Genomic DNA, 24,349 nt, shown 5'->3' with positions numbered 1-24,349 from the left:
TTTCGCCATGTTAAAAACGATGCAAAAACACGGCGTCACGCTGGCTGTCTTCGCCGCGGTCCTGACAGGGCTAACGGCGCTGGTTAACGCGCTGACCAAAACGACCATCGAAGAGCAGGCCTCGAAGCAGCAAAAGGCGCTGTTCGATCAGGTGATCCCGTCCGACTTCTACGATAACGACCTGCAAAAAAGCTGCTTTGTGGTAGACGCGCCGCAGCTTGGGAAAGGCCCGCACCGCCTCTTTATTGCCCGCAAAGGGGATAAACCGGTCGGCGCAGTAATGGAAGCGACGGCGCCTGACGGCTATTCCGGTGCCATTCAGCTGCTTGTGGGCAGCGATTTCTCCGGCACCATACTGGGCACCCGCGTGACGGAACACCATGAAACGCCGGGTCTTGGCGATAAAATTGAAACCCGTCTGAGCGACTGGATTTTGCACTTTGCCGGTAAAGTGATCCATGGTGAAGATGACACCGCGTTTGCGGTGAAGAAAGATGGCGGCGAGTTTGACCAGTTCACCGGTGCGACCATCACCCCACGTGCGGTGGTGAATGCCGTAAAACGAGCCGGGCTGTATGCTGAAACGCTGCCCGCGCAAATCAACAATCTTCCGGCCTGTGAGGAGTAATCATGAGCCAGGTTAAAGAGGTTATTGTCCAGGGGTTGTGGAAAAACAACTCCGCGCTGGTTCAGCTTCTGGGCATGTGCCCACTGCTGGCGGTGACATCCACCGCCACCAACGCGCTCGGTCTGGGTCTGGCAACCACGCTGGTATTGACCCTGACCAACCTCTCCATCTCTGCCCTGCGCCGCTGGACGCCGTCGGAAATTCGTATTCCGATTTACGTCATGATCATTGCGTCGGTGGTCAGTATTGTTCAGATGCTGATTAACGCCTACGCGTTCGGTCTGTACCAGTCGCTCGGGATCTTCATTCCTCTTATCGTCACCAACTGTATCGTGGTCGGGCGTGCGGAAGCCTTCGCGGTGAAAAACAGTCCAGCCATGTCGGCGCTGGATGGTTTTTCCATTGGCATGGGCGCCACGTGCGCCATGTTCGTGCTGGGATCCCTGCGTGAAATCCTCGGCAACGGTACGCTGTTTGACGGCGCAGATGCGCTGCTGGGCGGCTGGGCTAAAGCGCTGCGCATTGAAGTGTTCCACACCGATACGCCATTCCTGCTGGCGATGCTGCCGCCCGGTGCGTTTATTGGCCTTGGCATGATGCTGGCGATAAAATACCTGATTGATGAGAAACGTAAGCGCCGCGCGGCTGAGCGCAGCGTTCTGGAAGGGACACCCGAGAAGGCCTCATGAATAAAGAAAAGCGCATTGCGATCCTGACCCGTCTGCGGGACGAGAACCCGCACCCGACGACGGAGCTGAATTTTACCTCCCCGTTTGAGCTGCTGATCGCGGTGTTGCTCTCTGCACAGGCGACCGACGTGAGCGTCAATAAAGCCACCGCCCTGCTCTATCCGGTCGCCAATACGCCGAAGGCCATGCTGGAGCTGGGCGTGGAAGGCGTGAAGTCGTATATCAAAACCATCGGCCTGTTTAACAGCAAAGCCGAGAACGTCATTAAGACCTGCCGGATCCTGCTGGAACAGCACGGAGGCGAAGTGCCGGAAGACCGTGCTGCGCTGGAAGCTTTACCGGGCGTAGGTCGTAAAACCGCGAACGTGGTGCTCAATACCGCGTTTGGCTGGCCTACTATCGCCGTCGATACGCATATATTTCGCGTGTCTAACCGGACCAACTTTGCGCCGGGGAAAAATGTCGAGCAGGTCGAAGAGAAGCTGCTTAAAGTGGTTCCGGCTGAATTTAAGGTTGATTGCCATCACTGGCTGATTCTGCACGGCCGTTACACGTGTATTGCCCGTAAGCCTCGCTGCGGCTCCTGCATTATTGAAGATCTCTGCGAATACAAAGAAAAAGTGTATCCCTGAGCCACACAAGCCCACACCAAAAGAAGGGTGATGGTACACGCTTCTTTTGGCCGTTATTTGTTCGCCTTTCGTCTCTCCCAGGCTGTCACTTGTTCGGTGCTTTAACGCTCAAACAGGTTAATACTTTTTTCATAGCCGAAAATTTCTATACATCTGTGATCGCGATCACCCTGATAACTTCATGTTATTTTTTTGTTGTCAAAATCGAGCTAAAGCCTTTGTCTGACAAGACACTCTTCTTTTTTTACCGACGATAAGACCAGCTATTTTTCAGAATTTGGGCTATATCACTACCAGAGACGGCAAATAGCAGAACATATCGCCAAGCACCGGTCCTGACGGGTCTCTGCCAGTCGAAAAAACTACCTTTACACATCGTATAAAATTTAACGCTGAATAACATTTGTATGAACCGACGATTATACCACTCCAGATATATGTAACAGATTATTACAAACGTATTGCCAGATGGGGCAGGATAGTGAACATTACCCGCCGTTTCTCCTCCCAATATAACTATAAGGCGTATGGACTACGGCCATCACGCTATGAACACCCCCGTTAATATGGGATGTAAAAAAAGAGGTATATGTGTCTACTGCAAACAATAAACCAACAGATGAAAGCGTGAGTCTTAACGCTTTTAAACAACCAAAAGCGTTCTATCTCATCTTCTCTATCGAGTTATGGGAGCGTTTTGGTTATTACGGCCTGCAAGGGATCATGGCAGTTTACCTGGTGAAACAGCTGGGTATGTCCGAAGCCGATTCCATCACGCTGTTCTCCTCCTTCAGTGCTCTGGTGTACGGTCTGGTCGCGATTGGCGGCTGGCTGGGCGATAAAGTCCTTGGCACTAAACGTGTCATCATGCTGGGCGCCATTGTCCTGGCAATTGGCTATGGTCTGGTTGCATGGTCAGGGCACGATGCCGCTGTCGTGTATATGGGTATGGCGACGATTGCCGTCGGTAACGGTCTGTTCAAAGCGAACCCGTCCTCCCTGCTCTCTACCTGCTACAGCAAAGACGATCCGCGTCTGGACGGTGCATTTACCATGTACTACATGTCCATCAACATCGGTTCGTTCTTCTCAATGCTGGCCACCCCATGGCTTGCAGCAAAATTCGGCTGGAGCGTGGCGTTTGCGCTGAGCTTCGTCGGTATGCTGATCACCGTGGTGAACTTCCTGTTCTGCCGCAGCTGGGTTAAAAACTACGGTTCAAAACCGGACTTCGAGCCTGTGCATATGGGCAAACTGCTGGCGACCATTGTGGGCGTTGTTGCCCTGGCGGCGATCGCCACCTGGCTGCTGCACAACCAGGGCATCGCACGTGCCGTTCTGGGCGTGGTCGCGCTGGGTATCGTGGTCATCTTTGCGAAAGAAGCATTCGCCATGCAGGGTGCTGCCCGCCGTAAGATGATCGTGGCGTTCATTCTGATGCTGGAAGCGATTATCTTCTTCGTGCTGTACAGCCAGATGCCAACCTCTCTGAACTTCTTCGCCATTCGTAACGTTGAGCACTCCATCCTGGGTATTGCGTTCGAACCGGAGCAGTATCAGGCGCTAAACCCGTTCTGGATCATGATTGGTAGCCCGATTCTGGCCGCGATCTACAACAAAATGGGCGACCGTCTGCCAATGCCGCACAAATTCGCTATCGGTATGGTGCTGTGCTCCGGCGCGTTCCTGGTGCTGCCGCTGGGTACCAAATTTGCTACCGACGCCGGTATCGTATCCGTTAACTGGCTGATCCTGAGCTACGCGCTGCAGTCTATCGGCGAACTGATGATCTCTGGTCTGGGTCTGGCGATGGTTGCACAGCTGGTGCCACAGCGTCTGATGGGCTTCATTATGGGTAGCTGGTTCCTGACGACTGCGGGTGCAGCCATTATCGCAGGCAAGATTGCGAACCTGATGGCCGTACCGGAAAACGTCACTGATCCACTGGTTTCTCTGAACGTCTACGGTACCGTGTTCATGCAGATTGGTATCGCGACTGCCGTTATTGCCGCTCTGATGCTGCTGACTGCACCGAAACTGAATCGAATGACTCAGGACGACGACAAGACCGCTAAGGCGACCAAAACCGCTACTGCGTGATATCCGTGAGAAACGACTGACCAGAAGCCGCTAATTGATTAGCGGCTTTTTTTTTATCCGTTTGCGCACTAACATAGCTGAAACCTCAGCGAAAAGGAGTTACCGATGAAACTGTTCTACAAACCGGGCGCGTGCTCTCTTGCTTCCCATATCACCCTGCGCGAGAGCGGCAAAGATTTCACGCTGGATGGCGTTGATCTGATGAAAAAACGTCTGGAAAACGGCGATGATTTTCTTGCCATTAACCCGAAAGGACAAGTTCCGGCGCTCCTGCTGGATGACGGTACTCTGCTGACCGAAGGCGTGGCGATTATGCAGTTCCTGGCCGATAGCGTGCCCGATCGCCAGCTACTGGCCCCGGTCAGTACCATTTCTCGCTATAAAACGCTGGAGTGGCTGAACTACATTGCCACCGAGCTGCACAAAGGCTTTACTCCCCTGTTCCGCCCGGATACGCCGGAAGAGTTTAAACCTACCCTGCGCGCCCTGCTGGAGAAAAAGCTGCAGTACGTTAACGAATCGCTGAAAGACGAGCAGTGGATTGGCGGGTCGCGCTTTACGATTGCCGATGCGTACCTGTTCACCGTGCTGCGCTGGGCGCGTGCGGTTAAGCTGAATCTGGAAGGGTTAGACCACATTGCATCGTATATGAAGCGTGTGGCAGAGCGTCCTGCGGTGGCTGCGGCGCTGAAAGCGGAAGGGTTGAATTAACCGAGCAGACTGTGTTGCCGGGTGGCGCTGACGCTTACCCGGCCTACGAATTCCGTAGGCCCGTGCAAGCGCAGCGCCGCCGGGCGGTGTTTAAAGCTGGGTTGCGCTGAAATAGTGCTCTGGCTTCGCGATTCGATCCTGTGCTGCAACCACCTGCAGCTCATATTCCTGCATCTCTTTCGTCGCCATCATAATTTCGTACACTGCCGCAGTAACATGCTCCAGCGCATCGCGCAGCGTTGCCCCTTGCAGCAATTTCACCAGCAGCAGGCCGCTGGTCACATCCCCCACGCCCACCGGCTGGCGCAGGCCAAAATCCACCAGCGGACGGCTGATGTGCCAGGCATCCTCTTTCGTCACCAGCAGCATCTCAAAGCGATCCTGACTTAGCCCTGCGCGCGCGAGGTGTTTTACCAGCACAACCTCAGGCCCCTGCGCGATCAGCTCGCGAGACGCGCTTACGGCCTCTTCTACGCTGTTAACCGGATGCTCGCAGAGAATTTCCAGCTCAACCAGGTTTGGCGCAATGATATCGCTGGCGGGCAGCGCGTGGCGGACGTGGAACTCCGCTACACCCGGCGCCACGATGCAGCCTTTCTCCGGATGGCCCATAACGGGGTCGCAGAAGTATTTTGCAGCCGGGTTAGCGGCCTTCACCTGGCGTACGATGCCGAGGATATGCTCCCCCTGCTCCGCGGAACCAAGATAACCGCTCAGTACGGCGTCACAGCGCTTGAGCTGGCCGATATCGGCAATGCCCTGCACCACCTCGGTGAGGTGTGAAGGCGGCATTACGCAGCCGGTCCATTTGCCGTACTGCGTGTGGTTGGAAAACTGAACGGTATTGAGGGGCCAGACGTTGGCGCCGAGGCGGCGCATCGGGAATTCCGCTGCGCTGTTGCCAGCATGTCCAAAAACAACGTGGGACTGAATGGCGAGGATGTTCTTCATTTTATGCTTACCCAACCCTGAAAAAACAAAAGGGGCGTGGTTTCCCACGCCCCTGGAGACTGTGACTTATTTCCAGCAGACAAGGCAGTAGTTTTTCTTACCGCGACGCAGCAGGGTGTAGCGGCCATACAGACGGTCGCCGTCAACAAAGGTGTATTCCGGGTCGGCCTGCTTTTCACCGTTGATGGTGATGGCGTTGGACGCGATGGTTTTACGCGCCTGACCGCGGGAAGGCTGGAGTTCAGAGTCCACCAGCGCCTGCATCAGGTCAGCCCCTTTCTCCATCTCAACCATTGGCACGCCGTCCTGCGCCAGCTGTTCGAAGTCCGCTTCGCTCAGATCGCTCAGGGTACCGTTAAACAGGCTATCGGTAATGCGTTTTGCCGCGGCCAGACCTTCTTCACCGTGAACCAGTTTGGTCACTTCATCTGCCAGCACGTACTGCGCGCGTGGCGCTTTACCGCTGTTCTTGTCTTCTTCTTCCAGCGCATTGATGTCTTCAATATCCATAAAGGTGAAGAACTTCAGGAAGCGATAAACATCGGCATCCGCCGTGTTGATCCAGAACTGGTAGAATTTGTACGGGCTGGTTTTCTTCGGATCGAGCCATACCGCGCCGCCTTCGGTTTTACCAAATTTGGTACCGTCTGCTTTGGTAATCAGCGGAACGGTCAGACCAAACACCTGATTCTGGTGCAGGCGACGGGTCAGGTCGATACCGGAGGTGATGTTACCCCACTGGTCAGAACCACCAATCTGCAGGGAAACACCGTGCAGTTTGTTCAGGCAGGCAAAGTCATACCCCTGCAGCAGGTTGTAGGAGAACTCGGTAAAGGAGATACCCTGGTCGTCACGGTTCAGACGCTGCTTCACGGCCTCTTTGTTAATCATCTGGTTAACAGAGAAGTGCTTGCCGATGTCACGCAGGAAGGTCAGCACGTTCATGCTGCCAAACCAGTCGTAGTTGTTCGCGGCAATCGCGGCGTTATCGCCACAGTTGAAGTCGAGGAACGGTGCAACCTGTTTGCGGATCTTATCGACCCACTCCTGCACGGTATCTTCGGTGTTCAGTTTACGCTCAGCGGCTTTGAAGCTTGGGTCACCAATCAGACCGGTCGCGCCGCCCACCAGGGCAACAGGCTTATGGCCCGCCATCTGGAAGCGTTTCAGGCATAACAATGGAACAAGATGCCCCAAATGCAAGCTGTCAGCGGTGGGATCGAAGCCGCAATAGAGCGCGATCGGGCCTTGCGCCAGTCGCTCTGCTAACGCTTCCTCGTCCGTCACCTGGGCCACGAGGCCCCGCTCTTGCAATTGTTTAATCAAGTTACTGCTTGCCATCAAATTCTCCATGTATAAACGACTGCACCTTTGCCGGTACACGACTTTTCGCCTGATGCGAAAGGACCATAGAATAAAGCGCAAGCGCGGTGTGCGCTAGCGCTTAAATCAACAAATTTCGGGGATTACGGCGCCAGTCTGTCGATTTTCCAGCCGCCATTCTCGCGCTGGTATAAAAAGCGGTCGTGCAGGCGATGTTCGCCCCCCTGCCAGAACTCGATTTGCTCAATCGGGATGCGGAAACCACCCCAGAAGCTCGGCAGCGGGATTTCACCCTGCTGGAACTTCTGCTTCAGCTCCAGGAATTTACTTTCCAGCACGCCGCGGGCGGAAATGCGGCTGGACTGTTTTGATACCCAGGCACCAATCTGGCTGTCACGCGGGCGGCTGTGGAAATACTTCACCACTTCCAGCGTCGAGAGACGTTCCGCTTTGCCGGTCACCATGACCTGACGTTCCAGCATGTGCCAGGGGAACAGCAGGCTGATACGCGGATTGTTTTCCAGATGGTGTGCTTTGCGGCTGCCGAGGTTGGTGTAGAACACCAGTCCTTTCTCGTCATAATGCTTGAGCAATACGATGCGCTGATACGGTTGACCGTTTTCATCCACCGTCGCGACGACCATGGCCGTGGGGTCGGCCAGTTTCGCTTCGCAGGCCTGTTTCAGCCAGCGTTCAAAAAGCACGAGGGGTTCAGCGGGAAGATCCTGGCGACGCAGGCCGCCTTTGGTGTATTCACGGCGCAGATGCGCAATTTGCTGCAGTTCGTCGTTATCTGACATGGCGTTAGCTGACATTGAGAGTGGGTGGCGCTATTGTGCGCCGCCCCTGTAAAAATCTCAACGCTTCGGATTTTCGAGCTGGCAATTGTTCAGCACAATACGGTCACGTTTGTAGACCGTGGCGCTGTCGCCTTTCGACCAGAAGACATAGATACCGTCGGTGTAACGCGCGCCCGAGGCTGAAATGCCCTGCTTCAGCGTCAGCAGTTTATTGTCATAAACAAAACTGGCTTCCTGGCGTGGATTGTTCAGCTTCACGGTCAGCGGTTTTTCGTCGCAGCGATACTCAAGCGTATCGGTCTGCATGCGCTCAAGGAGCTGGTTGTAGACGCTGCATCCTGACAGCAACAAAGGGGCGGCAATAAGAAGAAGTTTTTTCATGGGCGTATTCCGAAGACTTTCCTGGTCCTGGAGGGCATGGCTGCCCCCCTGTTTCGTTCCATTTTAACGACGACGCGCCGCGCTGAATTTCAGTTAACTCTGATTATGACGCGAATTTGCCGGGAAAATCGCCCCAAGGACGCTCGCCTCGCGCGCGCCGGTTACCGACGGTAAATTGCCCGGCAGCCCGGCAATGGTGCGCCAGGCAAGCCAGGCGAAGGCCAGCGCCTCCATATCATCACCGCTGATGCCGGCCTCATCGGTTGTCGACACTTCGGTGCCCGGCAGCAGCCCGGCAAGACGCGCCATCACCAGCGGGTTACGGCTTCCCCCGCCGCACACCAGCAGGCGTTCACATCCGCCACTGAGGAGCACCTGTTCGGAAATCGACACGGCCGTGAGCTCGGCAAGCGTCGCCTGAACATCCTGCGGCGCGAGCGCCGGGAATGACGCCAGCTGGCGCTCAAGCCAGTCAAAGTTGAAGTATTCACGCCCCGTGCTTTTCGGTGCCGGTAAGGCAAAATAAGGATCGCTCAGCATGGACTGCAACAGCGGGATAATCACCTTACCCTCGCTCGCCCACTCCGCGTTTTTATCGTACGGTTGACCGCACTGTCGCCAGATCCAGGCATCCATTAACATATTGCCCGGGCCGGTATCGTAGCCGCGGACCGGCTGCCCGGGGATAAGCATCGACAGATTGGCGATCCCACCAATGTTGAGCACCATACGCCGTTCTGAAGGGTGCGCCAGCAGCGCCTGATGAAACGCGGGCACCAGCGGTGCGCCCTGTCCGCCAAGGGCAATATCGCGACGACGGAAATCGCCGACCACCGTGACGCCCGTCTTCGCCACAATCTGGTTGTTATCGCCGATTTGCAGAGTATGCGGGGCCTCTCCGATGGGCTCATGCCAGACCGTTTGTCCGTGACACCCGATGGCGACCACATCCTGCGGGCGAAGATGTTCTTTTTGCATCAAAGCCTGCACCGCATCCGCAAACAGCGCCCCGAGGCGGACATCCAGCTGTCCAAGCTGGGAGAGGGTCAGCTGCTGCCCCTGACAGATACTGAGAATATCCTCTTTCAGTGAAATGGGGATTGGCCAGGTCAGGCTCGCCTGCTGTGCCACCATGTTTTCATCAATGGCGGCCAGAACGACATCTACCCCATCCAGACTGGTGCCTGACATCACACCAATGTAGCGACCCGATTTCATGCGCTTTCCTTACGTTGCGTGGGCTAAGGATATCCACTCAACCATAAACGGCGTCGCTTTGCCATCCGGCAATAATATTTTTTAACAATGTCAGACGGGTAGCGCGGGCGGATCCTGTTTATGTCTCGTTAAGTCAAATTCAAGTACAATTTTCCTATTGTTAGTGCAAAGATATGAACTATGGCTCCTTATGCCATATAATTTAGCCATAACGGATGCCCCCAATCGGGCGTTTTTGGTGAACAGGAGATTCAAATGATTTTACGTGTACTGGGCGTTTCGCTGATTGGTTTAACTCTGGCTGGCTGTGTGAATGACAGTTCACTTTCTGGCGACGTTTACAGCGCTTCTGAAGCGAAACAGGTTCAGAACGTGACTTACGGTACCGTTGTTAACGCACGCCCTGTACAGATTCAGGGTGGTGATGAAAACAACGTGATGGGCGCAATCGGCGGTGCCGTTCTGGGTGGTTTCCTGGGTAATACCGTCGGCGGTGGTACGGGACGCTCTCTGGCGACAGCCGCAGGTGCCGTTGCGGGTGGCGTAGCCGGCCAGGGCGTTCAGGGTGCGATGAACAAAACTCAGGGCGTAGAGCTGGAAATTCGTAAAGACGACGGCAGCACGATCATGGTTGTTCAGAAACAGGGCAGCACCCGCTTCTCTGCAGGCCAGCGCGTTGTACTGGCGAGCAACGGAAGCCAGGTGACCGTTTCTCCACGTTAATTAAAAGTGGATGTGGTCTTCGGGCCACATCCATTTACAATATATATCACTCTCACAAATATAATTACAAAATACATTCACCCCATCCATTATTAATCACTCCTTATATTGTTTCTGCGCAAAGTATTTACTGCATTAATTGATTAGACTCTTCGCAATCACCTTCTCTTTATTCATTATAATTTGTAAAAATTCTATGCTTGCGAATCGTCGTGCTCTACCGAGCCGTTATATCGCGTTCTGTCTCGGTTGCCTTGTTGTTATCGGGATATTACACGCGCTGTTTTTAAAACTCGTTGAATGGGTTCCGTCCTTTTCACCGCTTTTATTCCCTACGCTCACCATTTTTCTTCTGGTGTTTCACCTGTTTATTGCCTGTTTTATGGCGATGAAATACGGGTGTGACAAAAGACGACTGTATCTGGTCGCAATCGCCTTTGCCTTTGCCGGATCCGCATTGCTGATGGTCGGAACGCTGACCAGCTTCCCCGCCTGGCTGGATCTCTATCAGTTCAACGTCGTGAACTACAACGATGCGATGATCTACTATATGTTCCGCCACTTTTTAATGGCGGTGCTGTTCATCGTGGCGGCAATACTCTATCCCATGCGCAAATACCCTCTTTCACGGCTGGCGCATATCTCAATTGTGAGCGGGGCGTCTCTTTTTACCGCCTGTGCAGTGGGACTGGCCTGGATATATTCCAGCCACTCGCCCTTGTTATCGATTGACCTGGTTGATAATGAAACCCGGCAGTTTATGGTCCTCTGGAGCCATTGCATTAATATCTCTTTAATTGTTTTCTGGGTGATAACATTAGTAGCGCTGATGTTTGTCACGCGCGTGCGCAATTTATTCTGGGTAGGCGGAAATTTTCTGTGCGTTTGCTATATCGTCACACTTTCAATGCTGTTAGCGGGTGGACATGCCGAAGATATCTCCTGGTACCGCGCCCGGTTATTTGAAACTGTCGCCACGCTGCTGATTATTTTTGTTCTGCTTTACGATGTCTTCAGACTGTATCGCGACTCGCACGTAAAATATCAGCAGTCCTATCAGAACTCGATTCGCGATCCGCTCACGCGCCTTTATAACCGCAGCTATTTTTATGAATCGTTAAACCAGGCGCTGGATATCGCCAGACCCAACCGCCCCGTTTCCGTCATTGTCAGCGATCTCGATCGCTTCAAGCGCATTAACGACACCTACGGGCATCTTCAGGGCGATAAAGTCCTGCAGTTTGTCGCCAACCTGCTGATGGATTCCGTGCGCCCGCAGGACATCGCGGCCCGTATCGGCGGCGAGGAGTTTGTGCTGATGCTGGCCAACACGTCGTCAGACTCCGCGTACCAGGTGGCCGAGCGCATACGTCTGAAGCTAAGCAGCTTTGATAAAACCAGCAGCGGCGGTCAGTTGCCGGAGCCCATCACCATCAGTATGGGGGTGTTTACGGCAACATCATCAACGATAACCGCAGAAGCGTGCGTGGAAAGTGCCGACAAGGCGATGTATGAAGCGAAGGAGACGGGTCGTAATCGTGTGGTTGTCTTTAAGTAAAAAAAGGCCTTGCTGGTGCAAGGCCTTCGTGTTTATCAGTCGCGAGACTGCAGCTCATGGATATTTTGCTCAAGGCGAGCAATGAGGCTGATGAGCATTTCCAGCTCCGCCGGTGAAACGCCTGAGAGGATTTCACCGCGCGTTTTGGTGATGACGGCTTCCATTTCGGTGATGATAGGCGCCGCTTTCTCAGTGAGTTTAATCCGCTTAGCACGACGATCGCTGGCGCAGGTTTGTCGGGAGATCAACCCCTTCTCTTCCAGCTGATCAAGCGTGCGCACCAGCGACGGTTGCTCAATGCCTATCGCTTTTGCCAGCTGAATTTGTGACTGATCGGGCGGAAGCTGATGAATGTTGTGCAGCGTGACCCAATGCGTCTGTGTTAATTCCAGAGGTTTCAGGCGATGGTCAATCAGAGCACGCCAGACGCGTACCAACCTTGCCAGATCAGAACCTAATGGCGATTCCAATTTCATCTCCTTATAATTAGCTTGCTAAGTTATTATACTGATTTTAGAATAGTGTGCAGCATTTGTATTGCCAAAACAAATGCAATACTGCATTCATCGAACTTAAAAGTATGACTTACACTGAATTGTGATGCTTCATCATACTAAGACAAGCCAACGCGGCATTCTGTTCACTGCAAAGGATTTCTGCCCGTGACGTTTTTTCATCGCTCAGAGGGGTTACCCCTTCAGGATCTGATCTTCGGTGCGTCAGTCTACTTTCCTCCCCTGTTTAAGGCCGTGCTGGTGGGCTTTATTCTCTGGCTCATCGCGCATCGTCTGCTTCGCGACTGGATGTACTCCGGCGAAATCTGGCATCCCATGCTGATGGATCTTTCCCTGTTTGCCCTCTCCGTATGTCTGGGCCTTGCTGTCTTGATGGTGTGGTGACTATGCCTCTGAAAACGCTGAAGTACTTTTCCACCCTCTTTGTTCTCGCCCTCGCGCTGGTTGCAGGCTGGTGGATGTGGAATTTTTATATGCAGTCCCCCTGGACCCGTGACGGCAAAATTCGCGCTGAACAGGTCAGCATCACTCCGCAGGTGTCGGGAAGCATCACGACGCTGCTCGTTAAGGATAACCAGTACGTCAAAAAGGGTGAGGTACTCTTCCGGATCGACGATACCCCGTACCACATCGCGATTCTGAACGCCGAGGCGCAGCTGGCAAAAGCCCAGTCAGACTTAGCGAAAGCGAATAACGAGGCCAACCGCCGCCGGCATTTATCGCAAAATTACATCTCAGCGGAAGATTTAGACACTGCCAACATCAACGTGAAGGCCATGCAGGCGAACGTCAACGTGGCCGAAGCCACGCTGAAGCAGGCCCAGTGGGAGCTGACCCAAACGGTGATTACCGCGCCGGTTGACGGGTGGGTAACCAACCTTTCCGCTCGCGTGGGGAATTATGCCACCACGGGCCAACCCGTTTTTGCCCTCGTCGACAGCCACTCCTTCTACGTGGTGGGCTATTTTGAAGAGACCAAGCTTCGCCATATTCGCGAGGGATCGCCCGCCGCCATTACGCTTTACAGCGGCTCGCAGAAGTTACAGGGTCACGTATCCAGCATTGGCCGCGCCATTTATGATCAAAGCGTCGAAACGGATTCCGGCCTGGTGCCGGACATCAAGCCGAACGTGCCCTGGGTGCGTCTCGCTCAGCGCGTGCCGGTTCGCGTGGAGTTTGACCATTTACCGCAGGACATCACGCTGGTCTCCGGCACCACCTGTACTGTCTCCATCGGAAACCGGTGATGAAGCTGCCGGCACTCTCCTGGCAAAACACGCCGTGGATCAAAGCGACGCGCCCTCAGTGGCGCTACGCGCTGCGTAACGGCATTGCCATGTGTCTGGCGCTGACCGTCGCCTATTACCTGAACCTGGATGAACCCTACTGGGCGATGACCTCTGCCGCGGTGGTGAGTTTTCCTACGGTCGGCGGGGTGATCAGTAAGAGCCTTGGGCGCATCGCCGGCAGCCTGCTGGGTGCCACGGCGGCGTTAATTATCGCCGGCCATACGCTGAACGATCCGTGGATGTTCCTGCTGAGCATGGCGGCGTGGCTGGGGTGCTGTACCTGGGCCTGCGCCCATTTTACCAATAACGTCGCCTATGCTTTCCAGCTGGCGGGCTATACCGCCGCCATTATCGCCTTCCCGGTGGTGAACGTGCTCGACACCACCGAACTGTGGGATATCGCGCAGGCGCGCGTCTGTGAAGTCATTGTCGGGATCCTCAGCGGCGGCTTCATGATGATGATCCTCCCCAGCACCTCCGACGGCACCGCGCTTATCACTGCCCTCAAGACCATGCACACCCGGCTGCTTGAGCACGCGAGCCTGCTATGGCAACCGGATACCAGCGATGAGATCCGCCTCGCGCATGAAAAGGTGATCGGACAGATCCTGACGATGAATCTGTTGCGTATTCAGGCGTTCTGGAGCCACTACCGCTTTCGTCGTCAGAACACCCTGCTAAATTATTTACTACACCAGCAGCTGCGTATGACCAGCGCCATCTCCAGCCTGCGCCGGATGCTGCTCAACTGGCCGACGCCGCCGGAAAACACCCGTGCCGTCATCGAAACGCTGCTCGCTGCTCTCGCGCGCCCGGATGCGGACATCTACACCGTTGCGAAGATCATCGCCCCGCTCGCCCCGGTTGATGAGTACGACTATCGCCATCGCGCCTTCTGGCAGCGTCTGAATTACTTTTGCCGACTCTACCTGCGCAGCAGCCGCTGGATTAACGCGGTTGAGAATGCCACGCCGGTCACGGAGTTCAACGTGCCCGGGAGTCCGGCTCTCGCCCGCCATACCGACTACCTGGAAGCACTGTGGAGCGGTTTTCGCACCTTCTGCGCGCTGATGCTGGTGGGGACGTGGAGCATCACCACGCAGTGGGAGTCCGGTACGGCGGCCCTGACGCTTGCTGCCATCAGCTGCGTGCTTTACTCCGTCGCGGCCTCGCCGTTCAACTCGCTGACGCTCCTGCTACGCACCCTGGTACTGCTGTCGTTGTTCAGTTTTGTGGTGAAGTTTGGCCTGATGGTGCAGATAAGCGATCTGTGGCAGTTCCTGCTGTTTCTGTTTCCGCTGTTGACCACCATGCAGCTACTCAAGCTGCAAATGCCAAAACAGGCGGGCCTCTGGGGGCAGCTGATTGTCTTTATGGGCTCGTTTATCTCCGTGACCAATCCGCCGGTTTATGATTACGCCGATTTTCTTAATGACAACCTGGCGAAAATCCTTGGCGTGGGGCTGGCGTGGCTGGCTTTCGCGGTGTTGCGCCCCGGCTCAGATGCCCGCAAAAGCCGCAGGCATATCCGGGAGTTACGCCGGGGGTTTGTGGACCAACTCAGCCGTAAACCGCATCTTCGTGAAAACGAGTATGAATCGCTGGTTTATCATCACGTGAGCCAGCTCAATAACAGCCAGGACGCGCTTTCCCGGCGCTGGCTGCTGCGCTGGGGCGTGGTGCTGTTGAACTGTTCGCACGTGGTCTGGCAGCTTCGCGGGTGGGAAACACGTTCCGACCCGCTGTCGCAGGTTCGCGATGTATGCATCTCTCTGCTGCGCGATGTGATGAGCGAACGCGGTGTCCAGCAGCGACCGCTGGCAACCACGCTGAATGAACTACAGCGGATCTGCGATACGCTTGCACGACATCATCTCCCCGCCGCCCGTGATTTGGCCTCGATAATCTGGCGGCTGCACTGCTCGCTGTCGCAGCTGGAGCAAGCACCACCGCCGGGTACCATTGGGGATCAGATCACGCCGCAGGCATAACGCGCCCCGCCGCCGCCAAGCGGTTTAGGCTGATCGGACATATTGTCGCCGCCGACATGAATCATTAGCGCTTTACCTTTTACCTCATCCAGCTTTTTCAGACGCGGCGCGACAACGGGATCGGTGGCTTTACCGTCGTTATTGACCACCAGCACGGGCAGATCGCCCAGGTGTCCCATTCCATCCGGGCCCTCATGCTTGCCGGTATGCTGGGGATCCAGGTGCCCCCCTGCCGCTTCCGCCGCTGACGCTTTACCCTCTTTTAATGCGGGCTGACAGCTGCCTTTGGCGTGAACATGGAAACCATGCTCACCGGGAGGGAGTGCTTTGAGGTTGGGAGCGAACTCCAGCCCTTTGTCGGTTTCCGTGATTTTCACCGTACCGATGGACTGACCCACACCCTGAGAGGTGACGAGATTCATTTCCACTTCGTCGCTGGCTGCCTGCGCCCCTGCGCAAACAACCAGCGCGACCATTGCCAGAGCAAAACGCTTCATATGACCTCCGCTGGTTATTTTTTGCCCCTTAAGTGTATACCAGGGGCAAAGATTTCACCGAAAAGTCACCTTCTGGCGGTTTATGGCACGTCGTAACCCAGCGCGGCTTTGCGGATGCGGAACCACTGCTGGCGGGTCATCTGCAGCTCTTCAGCGGCCAGTGCAGAACGCACGCGTTCTATTTTGCCAGAACCAATAATGGGCAGCGGTTTTGACGGCAGACGCAGGATCCAGGCGTAAACCACCTGTTCGATGCTCTCCGCGTTCAGCTCGCGGGCGATAGTGTCAAGCTCGTTGCGCAGCGGCTGGAATTCATCATCATTAAACAGGCGTCCGCCTCCCAGGCACGACCAGGCCATCGGGCGAATACGCAGCTGTTGCAGCTGGTCGAGGGTACCGTCCAGCAGCAGCGGCTGGTGTACCGGGGAGATCTCCACCTGATTGGTGGCCAGGGTAAACGGCAGACGAGACTGAAGCAGTGCAAACTGCGCCGGGGTAAAGTTGGAAACGCCAAAGTGACGCACTTTGCCGCTCTGATGCAGGTTCAGGAAGGCTTCTGCCACCTCATCGGCATCCATGAGCGGATCCGGACGGTGGATTAACAGCAGGTCGATACGGTCGGTCGCCAGATTGACCAGCGACTGCTCAGCGCTCTTGATGATATGCGCGCTGTCGGTGATGTAATGCCCAAGGGCGTGTTCCGGTTTTGCCGTGGTGGCAATCCCGCACTTCGTGACGATCTCCATGCGGTCGCGGAGTGCCGGAACCAGCTTGAGCGCCTCGCCGAATGCGGCTTCACACTGATAGCCACCGTAAATGTCCGCATGGTCGACCGTGGTAACGCCCAGATCGATATGCTCTTCAATAAAGCTCGCCAGCTGGAGGGGGGACATATTCCAGTCCATCAGGCGCCAGTAGCCCATCACAAAACGGGAGAATTCTGGCCCCTGGGGGGCAAGGGTAATTCGCTGAACCATAACATTTTCCTCAAGGATGTAATGTCATGAGTATACGCAATTACCGTGTTAAAAAAGTGAAGGTTGCTGGGGTTCTTCGGTCTCACCGGCTTTGTTTGCGCGTATTTTGCGCAGAAGACGCTGTCGGCAGAGGCGTAGCACCTCCTGCTTTTGCGTGTCGCTAAAGTTTTGCCAGTTGAAACGCTCGTCGCGGGTACGCATGCACCCGCGGCAATATCCGCGTTCATCCACCTGACAAATCCCCCGGCACGGGCTCTGGATGGGGAAAAACTCCAGTTGCTCTGCCACACTCACCTCCGGATAACCACTCTCACCTACAGTGAAGACGCTAAACGCGCCACGTGCAAGGCCTATACCACAGATTTGTGGCATTAAGGTTTCACTAATCTTCCCTCTTTATACTCGGCCCATCATGACAATGACAGGTTTACCGATCGATGTGGTTAATCAAAAAGTTACAATGTAACGACATTAAATTTACTCTGGGCTGTGCACTCTTCTTTACGCTAATCAACGGGCTGTTTATCCAGCGCAGCTGGGCCATTATTGCCCCTGCGCACCTGCACGACATCCTCTTTGCCGCGTCCGTACCGCTGGTGCTGTTTTGCGGCTGGGTGATTGTGTTTAGCCTGCTGAATATCCCCTATATCCGCAAGCCGCTGCTGATTGTATTGACGATCGGATGCGCAGCGGCAACCTACTTTATGTACACCTACGGCTCGGTGATCGATCAGAACATGATTGTGAACGTGTTCGAAACCAACTCTCAGGAAGCGACAGCCCTGGTGACGCCGCAGATGATTCTGTGGATTGTTATTGCTGGCCTCGTGCCTTCCGTGGTGCTGGCGCTGACCCGCATTCGTACCGGGAAATGGTGGTATGCCCTGCTGACGCGCGTTGCCGCGATGCTTGGCGCCCTGCTGGTGATTATCCTGATTGCGGCAGTGTTTTATAAAGATTACGCCTCGCTGTTTCGCAACAACAAAAGCATCGTCAAAATGGTGACCCCGGCCAACTATGTCAGCGCCGTGGTGAAGTACAGCAAAATGCGCTGGTTTGCCGGCGATCAAACGCTGGTACGGATTGGCGAAGATGCCCATAAAGGACCGTTGATTTCAGGTCAACAAAAGAAAACCGTTCTGGTACTGGTCGTTGGTGAAGCCTCTCGAGCGGCGAACTACTCCCTGAATGGTTACGATCGTGAAACGAACCCGGAGCTGAAAAAGCAGGATGTGATTAACTTCCCGCAGGCCTCCTCATGCGGCACTGAAACCGCCGTTTCCGTTCCGTGCATGTTCTCCGGCATGACGCGTAGCAAATACGATGCCGACCTGGCGCACCATCAGGAAGGTCTGCTCGATGTGCTGAAGCATGCGGGTATCAACTTGCTGTGGCGCGACAACGACGGCGGCTGTAAAGGCGCCTGCGATCGCGTGCCGCATACCGATATGACGCAGTGGAATCTGGATCAGTTCTGCAAAGACAAATCCTGTATTGATGATGTGAATTTCTACCGTCTGGACAATGTGCTGGATGGTCTGAAGCAGGACACGGTGCTGGTTATCCACCTGATGGGGAGCCACGGTCCGGCGTACTATCGCCGTTACCCGGACACTTTCCGGAAATTCACCCCAACCTGCGACACCAACGAGATTCAGGATTGCGATCATCAGGCGCTGATGAATACCTATGACAACACCATTCTGTATACCGACAGCATGGTCAGCAAAACCATTGATGCGCTGAAAGCTCGCCAGGCAAGCATGAATACCGCGCTGATTTATCTCTCGGATCACGGTGAGTCACTGGGTGAAAGCGGCATTTATCTGCACGGGACGCCGTACATGCTGGCGCCGGAGCAGCAAACGCACATTCCGTTTATGTTCTGGCTGTCACCGGACTACGCGAAAAACTTTGGCATCAATGAACAGTGTTTACGCGACCATGCAGCAAAAAATGCGGTCTCCCAGGACAATTTATTCTCAACCGTATTGGGTATGATGGACGTTAAATCAACGGTTTATCAACAGCAGCTGGATATTCTGAACGCATGTCGTCAATAAACTCGCTTGCATTAGACCGAACGGTCTATTAGAGTGCGGCCATGAGCAGAAATACTGAACACGATACCCGCGAACATCTACTGGCAACCGGCGAGCGTCTTTGCATGCATCGCGGGTTTACCGGTATGGGGTTGAGCGAGTTATTAAAAACCGCTGAGGTACCGAAGGGGTCGTTTTATCACTACTTCCGGTCCAAAGAGGCCTTTGGCGTGGCAATGCTGGAGCGTCATTACGCGGGATACCACCAGCGTCTGGCCACCCACTTTGCGTCGGGTGAAGGAAACTATCGGGATCGTGTTCTGAACTACTATCAGGAAACGCTGAACCAGTTCTGTCAGCAGGGCATTATCAGCGGATGCCTGACGGTCAAGCTGTCTGCCGAGGTGTGCGATCTTTCCGAAGACATGCGCTCGGCGATGGATAAGGGTGCCCGCGGCGTGATCGCCCTGCTGGCCCAGGCGCTGGAAAAGGGCCGCGACGAAAAAACGCTGGCCTTTTCCGGCGACCCCTTAATGCAGTCTCAGGTGCTCTATTCCCTGTGGTTAGGGGCCAACCTGCAGGCAAAAATTTCGCGCAGTGCCGTGCCGCTGGAAAGCGCGCTGGCACATGTGAAAAACAGCATTACTGCGCCTGGCGTATAACGGGCGCTTTTTATTTACCTTATTACTAGTCGACTGGTCTACTCAGGAGTCTTTATGTCAGCTGAAAAACTGTTTACCCCATTGAAAGTGGGTGCCGTCACGGCGCCAAACCGCGTGTTCATGGCTCCGCTGACCCGTCTGCGCAGCATTGAGCCGGGTGACATCCCCACCCCGCTGATGGTCGAATACTATCGTCAACGCGCAAGCTCTGGCCTGATCATCACCGAAGCCACGCAGATCTCTGCTCAGGCGAAGGGTTACGCCGGTGCGCCGGGCCTTCACAGCCCGGAACAGATCGCGGCATGGCAGAAAATCACCGCGGGCGTTCACGCTGAAGAGGGTCGTATTGCGGTCCAGCTGTGGCATACCGGTCGTATCTCACACAGCAGTATCCAGCCTGGCGGTCAGGCACCGGTCTCCGCGTCAGCCCTGAGCGCCAATACCCGTACTTCCCTGCGCGATGAAAACGGCAACGCGATCCGCGTGGATACCTCTATGCCGCGCGCGCTGGAGCTGGACGAAATCCCGGGGATTGTTAACGACTTCCGTCAGGCCGTGGCCAACGCCCGTGAAGCCGGTTTTGACCTGATTGAGCTGCACTCCGCGCACGGCTATCTGCTGCACCAGTTCCTGTCACCGTCGTCTAACCACCGCACCGACCAGTACGGCGGCAGCGTCGAAAACCGCGCCCGTCTGGTGCTGGAAGTGGTGGATGCGGTATGCAAGGAGTGGAGCCCGGACCGTATCGGGATCCGCGTCTCCCCAATCGGGTCTTTCCAGAACGTCGACAACGGCCCGAACGAGGAAGCAGATGCGCTTTATCTGATTGAAGAGCTGGCCAAACGCGGTATTGCCTATCTGCACATGTCCGAGCCTGACTGGGCTGGCGGTAAGCCTTACACTGAAGCCTTCCGCCAGAAAGTGCGCGAGCGCTTCCACGGGGTGATCATCGGTGCAGGTGCCTATACGCCTGAGAAAGCCGAAGATCTGATTAATAAAGGGCTGATCGATGCCGTCGCGTTTGGCCGCGACTACATCGCCAACCCGGATCTGGTTGCTCGCCTGCAGAAAAAAGCGGCGCTCAACCCGCAGCGTCCGGAAAGCTTCTACGGCGGCGGCGCGGAAGGCTACACCGACTACCCTTCACTGTAATCTCGCCATTGTTCATTGATAGCGGCGACAGTTCGCCGCTATACTAAAACATCGTTTCTGATCAAAAAGCTTTTTTATTCCATTGGTTAATGAGGAAATTATGCGCCTACTTCACACCATGCTGCGCGTTGGCGACCTGCAACGTTCTATCGATTTCTACACTAACGTCCTGGGCATGAAGCTGCTGCGCACCAGCGAAAACCCGGAATATAAATACTCACTGGCATTCGTGGGTTACGGCCCGGAAACGGATGAAGCGGTGATCGAGCTGACCTACAACTGGGGCGTTGACAGCTATGAGCTGGGCACGGCCTACGGCCATATCGCGCTGGAAGTGGATAACGCGGCCGACGCGTGCGAACGCATTCGCAAAAATGGCGGTAACGTCACGCGCGAAGCGGGCCCGGTAAAAGGCGGCACCACCGTGATTGCGTTTGTGGAAGATCCGGACGGTTACAAAATCGAGCTGATTGAAGCCAAAGATGCCGGTCGCGGTCTGGGCAACTGATCCCTCAGGGCGCAACGTGCGCCCGTAGTTTTACTGCATCACCCCGCAAAATTTGCCATAATGCGCTCTGCTTTTTCCCCATGTAAGAGACCCTGATGTCCGATAACGCTCAATTTAGCGGTCTGTGCGACCGTTTTCGTGGTTTTTATCCCGTTGTCATTGATGTAGAAACAGCCGGATTTAACGCTAAAACCGATGCGCTGCTCGAAATTGCCGCCATCACGCTGAAGATGGATGAACAGGGCTGGCTTACACCGGACACCACGCTGCATTTCCACGTTGAACCTTTCGAAGGGGCAAACTTACAGCCGGAAGCGCTGGCGTTTAACGGTATCGATCCGCATAACCCGCTGCGCGGTGCCGTCAGTGAATATGACGCGCTGCACGCCATTTTTAAAATGGTGCGTAAAGGCATGAAAGAGAGCAACTGCAGCCGCGCCATTATGGTGGCCCATAACGCCACCTTCGATCACAGCTTTACCATGGCTGCCGCGGAGCGCGCGTCGCTTAAACGCAACCCCTTCCACCCTTTTGTCACCTTCGACACCGCCGCGCTGAGCGGCCTGGCGCTGGGACAAACGGTGTTATCAAAGGCCTGTATTACGGCTGGCATTCCGTTTGACGGCACGCAGGCACACTCCGCGCTGTATGACACGGAGCGTACCGCAGAGCTGTTCTGTGAGATCGTCAACCGCTGGAAGCGTCTGGGCGGCTGGCCGCTGCCGATGGGTGATGAGGCCGAGCGCCAATCGTAGTTCGGATAAGCGCAGCACCACCCGACAAAAAAAAAGCGACCCCATAGCAGGTCGCTTTTTTATTTCCGCAGAAAATTACTCTGCGTCAGGCTCTTCCGTTTTGTACTTCGCCGCGGTTTCTTTGATCAGCTGCTGCAGTTCACCGCGCTGATACATTTCAATCAGAATATCGCAACCGCCAACCAGTTCACCGTCTACCCACAGCTGTGGGAACGTCGGCCAGTTCGCGTACTTCGGCAGCTCAGCGCGGATGTCCGGGTTCTGCAGGATATCAACGTAAGCAAAACGCTCACCACAGGCAGACAGCGCCTGAACCGCTTGCGCGGAGAAGCCGCAGCTTGGCAGCTTTGGAGAACCTTTCATATACAGCAGAATCGGGTTTTCAGCGATCTGGCGCTGGATTTTTTCAATAGTGGTGCTCATGTCTTGCTTCCTTTAACTTCTGTTACGGCATTCGTCTGACATTGTAGCGGTTCAGACTGGCATCGGAAAATAACATTTTTGTCACGTATAGACATTTTACGCCGAGTCACGAAAAGTTGCATTGCAAATGGTGTTTACCCCTGCGGCGGCCAGGGTTTTGCTTAGGGAATGGGCAAATGTACGACAGAACGATGAATTTTTTTGCACTTGCTAACGAAACAGGATTAGAGATTGAAAAATGGTATTAACTTTCTGGCTTTTTATGGATTAGAATCGACGGGCTTTGTAAATCACACGCGGGTATTATTGATGACCTGCATTTATCAGGGGACTGCCCAGTGGCGCGGATAAATAAAATCTCGATCACGCTCTGTGCTTTACTGTTTACTTCACTCACTTTCACGCCAGTGGCAAACGCCTCTCAGCAGGCGCGGCATTCTGCTGTACAAAAAAACCATCTGGTGAAAGCCACAGAACGTAAGAAAAAAACCACCGCTAAAAACGACAAGAAAAAGACAAACACACAGACTAAAAAAACCGCTTCCAGCAAGACGAAAACCACTTCTTCCCGCACTGCCCACACCGCCAAAAGTAAAGCTTCGCAAACCGCCGCTAACCTCGTGACTGAAAAATGCACCGCGCGTAAAGGCCATAAGGCGAAATGCACCAAGGTCACCAAAATAGCGGAAGTGCATAAAGTACGCGTCCAGAAAGCGCAAAAAACCGCAATGAACAAGCTGATGGGGCAGATTGGCAAACCTTATCACTGGGGCGGGACTTCACCGCGTACCGGTTTTGACTGCAGCGGCCTCGTCTATTACGCCTATAAAGATCTGGTCAAGTTCCGCATTCCGCGCACCGCCAACGAAATGTACCACCTGCGCGACGCGTCCCCGGTCAACCGTGGAGAGCTGGAGAACGGCGATCTGGTCTTCTTCCGCACGCAGGGCCGCGGGACAGCTGACCACGTTGGCGTCTATGTCGGCAACGGAAAATTCATCCAGTCACCGCGTAGCGGCCAGGATATTCAGATCACCTCTCTCAGTGAAGACTACTGGGTACGCCATTACGTCGGCGCACGCCGCGTGATGACGCCGAAAACCATTCGCTAACCCCTGCCCTGCCACACCCGTGGCAGGGTAAGTTCCTCTTTTGCATACCCTTTCAATTTGCTATCCTGTCCTTGTTGTCTGTGTGGTTATTGACAACACAAAATACAATAAGGAGAGAAGCAATGTCGTTCGAATTACCTGCACTACCGTATGCAAAAGACGCCCTGGCCCCGCACATTTCTGCGGAAACCCTGGAATATCACTACGGCAAGCATCACCAGACGTACGTCACCAACCTGAACAACCTGATCAAGGGCACCGATTTTGAAGGCAAAACGCTGGAAGAGATCGTGCGCAGTTCTGAGGGTGGCGTATTCAACAACGCCGCTCAGGTGTGGAACCACACCTTCTACTGGCACTGCCTGGCGCCGAACGCCGGTGGCGAACCTGTCGGTGAACTGGCTACCGCCATCAACGTCGCCTTTGGCAGCTTCGCGGATTTCAAAGCGAAGTTCACCGATGCCGCCATCAAGAACTTCGGTTCGGGCTGGACGTGGCTGGTCAAAGAGGCGGATGGCAAACTGGCTATCGTGTCTACCTCTAATGCGGGCACACCGCTGACCACCAGCGCGAAGCCGCTGATGACCGTGGACGTATGGGAACACGCTTACTACATCGATTACCGTAACGCGCGCCCTAACTACCTGGAGCACTTCTGGGCACTGGTTAACTGGGACTTTGTGGCGAAGAACTTCGCCGCGTAAGAGACACG

General features: G+C 54.8%; 27 protein-coding genes. 17 read left to right on the top strand and 10 right to left on the bottom strand.

Annotated features, from left to right (window positions below; translation table 11 throughout):
* Window positions 1-7 precede the first annotated feature (7 nt).
* The 5 genes from rsxG to gstA all read left to right on the top strand — a co-directional run bounded on the left by rsxG (window position 8) and on the right by gstA (window position 4,760).
* Complete coding sequence (gene rsxG, locus LJA86_RS05320) at window positions 8-628, top strand: electron transport complex subunit RsxG (protein WP_045261492.1); 621 nt, start codon at window positions 8-10, stop codon at window positions 626-628.
* 2 nt (window positions 629-630) lie between these two features.
* Window positions 631-1,317, top strand: coding sequence for an electron transport complex subunit E (locus tag LJA86_RS05315; protein WP_008500569.1), 687 nt, complete (start codon window positions 631-633; stop codon window positions 1,315-1,317).
* The gene (nth, locus tag LJA86_RS05310; RefSeq protein WP_008500570.1) at window positions 1,314-1,949 is read left to right on the top strand and encodes an endonuclease III; all 636 of its coding nucleotides are present in this window, start codon (window positions 1,314-1,316) and stop codon (window positions 1,947-1,949) included. Before LJA86_RS05315 ends, nth begins: the two co-directional genes overlap by 4 nt.
* 591 nt (window positions 1,950-2,540) lie before the next feature.
* Entirely contained in the window at window positions 2,541-4,049 is a 1,509-nt protein-coding gene (gene dtpA / locus LJA86_RS05305) for a dipeptide/tripeptide permease DtpA (protein WP_045910333.1), read from the top strand.
* Between the two features lie 105 nt (window positions 4,050-4,154).
* Entirely contained in the window at window positions 4,155-4,760 is a 606-nt protein-coding gene (gene gstA / locus LJA86_RS05300) for a glutathione transferase GstA (RefSeq protein WP_008500572.1), read from the top strand.
* 90 nt (window positions 4,761-4,850) lie between these two features.
* Here gstA and pdxY read toward each other — a convergent pair whose 3' ends face one another.
* The 5 genes from pdxY to anmK form a co-directional block, all read right to left on the bottom strand.
* Window positions 4,851-5,711: a pyridoxal kinase PdxY gene (gene pdxY, locus LJA86_RS05295; protein WP_229225743.1), complete on the bottom strand. Its 861-nt coding sequence runs from the start codon at window positions 5,709-5,711 to the stop codon at window positions 4,851-4,853.
* A gap of 66 nt (window positions 5,712-5,777) precedes the next feature.
* Entirely contained in the window at window positions 5,778-7,052 is a 1,275-nt protein-coding gene (tyrS, locus tag LJA86_RS05290) for a tyrosine--tRNA ligase (RefSeq protein ID WP_229225742.1), read from the bottom strand.
* A gap of 125 nt (window positions 7,053-7,177) precedes the next feature.
* A complete protein-coding gene (gene pdxH, locus LJA86_RS05285; RefSeq protein ID WP_008500575.1) occupies window positions 7,178-7,834 on the bottom strand; it encodes a pyridoxamine 5'-phosphate oxidase in 657 nt (218 codons plus the stop codon).
* Window positions 7,835-7,891: 57 nt separating this feature from the next.
* The gene (gene mliC / locus LJA86_RS05280; protein ID WP_025758348.1) at window positions 7,892-8,215 is read right to left on the bottom strand and encodes a C-type lysozyme inhibitor; all 324 of its coding nucleotides are present in this window, start codon (window positions 8,213-8,215) and stop codon (window positions 7,892-7,894) included.
* 93 nt (window positions 8,216-8,308) lie between these two features.
* Window positions 8,309-9,433: an anhydro-N-acetylmuramic acid kinase gene (gene anmK / locus LJA86_RS05275; protein WP_229225741.1), complete on the bottom strand. Its 1,125-nt coding sequence runs from the start codon at window positions 9,431-9,433 to the stop codon at window positions 8,309-8,311.
* Window positions 9,434-9,688: 255 nt separating this feature from the next.
* Here anmK and slyB point away from each other — a divergent pair, with 255 nt between their 5' ends.
* Together slyB and LJA86_RS05265 are read left to right on the top strand one after the other, a co-directional pair.
* Entirely contained in the window at window positions 9,689-10,156 is a 468-nt protein-coding gene (slyB, locus tag LJA86_RS05270; RefSeq protein ID WP_008500578.1) for an outer membrane lipoprotein SlyB, read from the top strand.
* A 196-nt stretch (window positions 10,157-10,352) separates the two neighbouring features.
* A complete protein-coding gene (locus tag LJA86_RS05265) occupies window positions 10,353-11,714 on the top strand; it encodes a GGDEF domain-containing protein (RefSeq protein ID WP_229225740.1) in 1,362 nt (453 codons plus the stop codon).
* 35 nt (window positions 11,715-11,749) lie between these two features.
* Here the strand turns inward: LJA86_RS05265 and slyA are convergent, their stop codons facing one another.
* Entirely contained in the window at window positions 11,750-12,190 is a 441-nt protein-coding gene (slyA, locus tag LJA86_RS05260; RefSeq protein WP_021241135.1) for a transcriptional regulator SlyA, read from the bottom strand.
* A gap of 186 nt (window positions 12,191-12,376) precedes the next feature.
* On the opposite strand from slyA, the gene LJA86_RS05255 reads away from it, so the two are divergent.
* The 3 genes from LJA86_RS05255 to LJA86_RS05245 are packed head-to-tail and all read left to right on the top strand — an operon-like array spanning window position 12,377 to window position 15,509.
* On the top strand, window positions 12,377-12,613 hold the full coding sequence (locus LJA86_RS05255) for a DUF1656 domain-containing protein (RefSeq protein ID WP_024909360.1): 237 nt from the start codon (window positions 12,377-12,379) through the stop codon (window positions 12,611-12,613).
* A 2-nt stretch (window positions 12,614-12,615) separates the two neighbouring features.
* Window positions 12,616-13,476: an HlyD family secretion protein gene (locus LJA86_RS05250; RefSeq protein WP_048030737.1), complete on the top strand. Its 861-nt coding sequence runs from the start codon at window positions 12,616-12,618 to the stop codon at window positions 13,474-13,476.
* Window positions 13,476-15,509, top strand: coding sequence for an FUSC family protein (locus LJA86_RS05245; protein WP_229225739.1), 2,034 nt, complete (start codon window positions 13,476-13,478; stop codon window positions 15,507-15,509). The genes LJA86_RS05250 and LJA86_RS05245 overlap by 1 nt, the downstream gene beginning before the upstream one ends.
* Here the strand turns inward: LJA86_RS05245 and sodC are convergent.
* The 3 genes from sodC to LJA86_RS05230 form a co-directional block, all read right to left on the bottom strand.
* Window positions 15,488-16,006 (bottom strand): superoxide dismutase [Cu-Zn] SodC, encoded by a 519-nt coding sequence (gene sodC / locus LJA86_RS05240; protein WP_048030739.1) that lies wholly within the window; start codon window positions 16,004-16,006, stop codon window positions 15,488-15,490. The genes LJA86_RS05245 and sodC overlap by 22 nt on opposite strands.
* An 80-nt stretch (window positions 16,007-16,086) precedes the next feature.
* Window positions 16,087-16,983 (bottom strand): aldo/keto reductase, encoded by an 897-nt coding sequence (locus LJA86_RS05235; protein WP_021241132.1) that lies wholly within the window; start codon window positions 16,981-16,983, stop codon window positions 16,087-16,089.
* A 48-nt stretch (window positions 16,984-17,031) separates the two neighbouring features.
* Window positions 17,032-17,271 (bottom strand): DUF1289 domain-containing protein, encoded by a 240-nt coding sequence (locus LJA86_RS05230; protein ID WP_008500587.1) that lies wholly within the window; start codon window positions 17,269-17,271, stop codon window positions 17,032-17,034.
* Between the two features lie 149 nt (window positions 17,272-17,420).
* On the opposite strand from LJA86_RS05230, the gene eptA reads away from it, so the two are divergent.
* The 5 genes from eptA to rnt all read left to right on the top strand — a co-directional run bounded on the left by eptA (window position 17,421) and on the right by rnt (window position 22,102).
* The gene (gene eptA, locus LJA86_RS05225) at window positions 17,421-19,046 is read left to right on the top strand and encodes a phosphoethanolamine transferase EptA (protein WP_229225738.1); all 1,626 of its coding nucleotides are present in this window, start codon (window positions 17,421-17,423) and stop codon (window positions 19,044-19,046) included.
* 41 nt (window positions 19,047-19,087) lie between these two features.
* Entirely contained in the window at window positions 19,088-19,687 is a 600-nt protein-coding gene (locus tag LJA86_RS05220) for a TetR/AcrR family transcriptional regulator (protein WP_045910326.1), read from the top strand.
* A gap of 54 nt (window positions 19,688-19,741) precedes the next feature.
* A complete protein-coding gene (locus tag LJA86_RS05215; RefSeq protein WP_229225737.1) occupies window positions 19,742-20,839 on the top strand; it encodes an alkene reductase in 1,098 nt (365 codons plus the stop codon).
* A gap of 100 nt (window positions 20,840-20,939) precedes the next feature.
* Window positions 20,940-21,347, top strand: a complete 408-nt coding sequence (gloA, locus tag LJA86_RS05210; protein ID WP_008500591.1) for a lactoylglutathione lyase — start codon at window positions 20,940-20,942, stop codon at window positions 21,345-21,347.
* Between the two features lie 95 nt (window positions 21,348-21,442).
* A complete protein-coding gene (rnt, locus tag LJA86_RS05205) occupies window positions 21,443-22,102 on the top strand; it encodes a ribonuclease T (protein ID WP_023618191.1) in 660 nt (219 codons plus the stop codon).
* A gap of 75 nt (window positions 22,103-22,177) precedes the next feature.
* Here rnt and grxD read toward each other — a convergent pair whose 3' ends face one another.
* Window positions 22,178-22,525 carry a monothiol glutaredoxin 4 gene (grxD, locus tag LJA86_RS05200; protein ID WP_003832760.1) on the bottom strand — a complete coding sequence of 116 codons (348 nt, stop codon included), beginning with the start codon at window positions 22,523-22,525 and terminating at the stop codon, window positions 22,178-22,180.
* A 338-nt stretch (window positions 22,526-22,863) separates the two neighbouring features.
* Here grxD and LJA86_RS05195 point away from each other — a divergent pair, with 338 nt between their 5' ends.
* Both LJA86_RS05195 and sodB read left to right on the top strand, forming a co-directional pair.
* Window positions 22,864-23,637, top strand: a complete 774-nt coding sequence (locus LJA86_RS05195) for a C40 family peptidase (RefSeq protein WP_229225736.1) — start codon at window positions 22,864-22,866, stop codon at window positions 23,635-23,637.
* A gap of 122 nt (window positions 23,638-23,759) precedes the next feature.
* The gene (gene sodB, locus LJA86_RS05190; RefSeq protein WP_229225735.1) at window positions 23,760-24,341 is read left to right on the top strand and encodes a superoxide dismutase [Fe]; all 582 of its coding nucleotides are present in this window, start codon (window positions 23,760-23,762) and stop codon (window positions 24,339-24,341) included.
* Window positions 24,342-24,349 lie beyond the last annotated feature (8 nt).

The organism is Enterobacter sp. TCD1-1 (assembly GCF_020567405.1).
Lineage (GTDB): Bacteria > Pseudomonadota > Gammaproteobacteria > Enterobacterales > Enterobacteriaceae > Enterobacter > Enterobacter quasiroggenkampii.
This window is presented reverse-complemented; position numbering and strand designations above follow the sequence as displayed.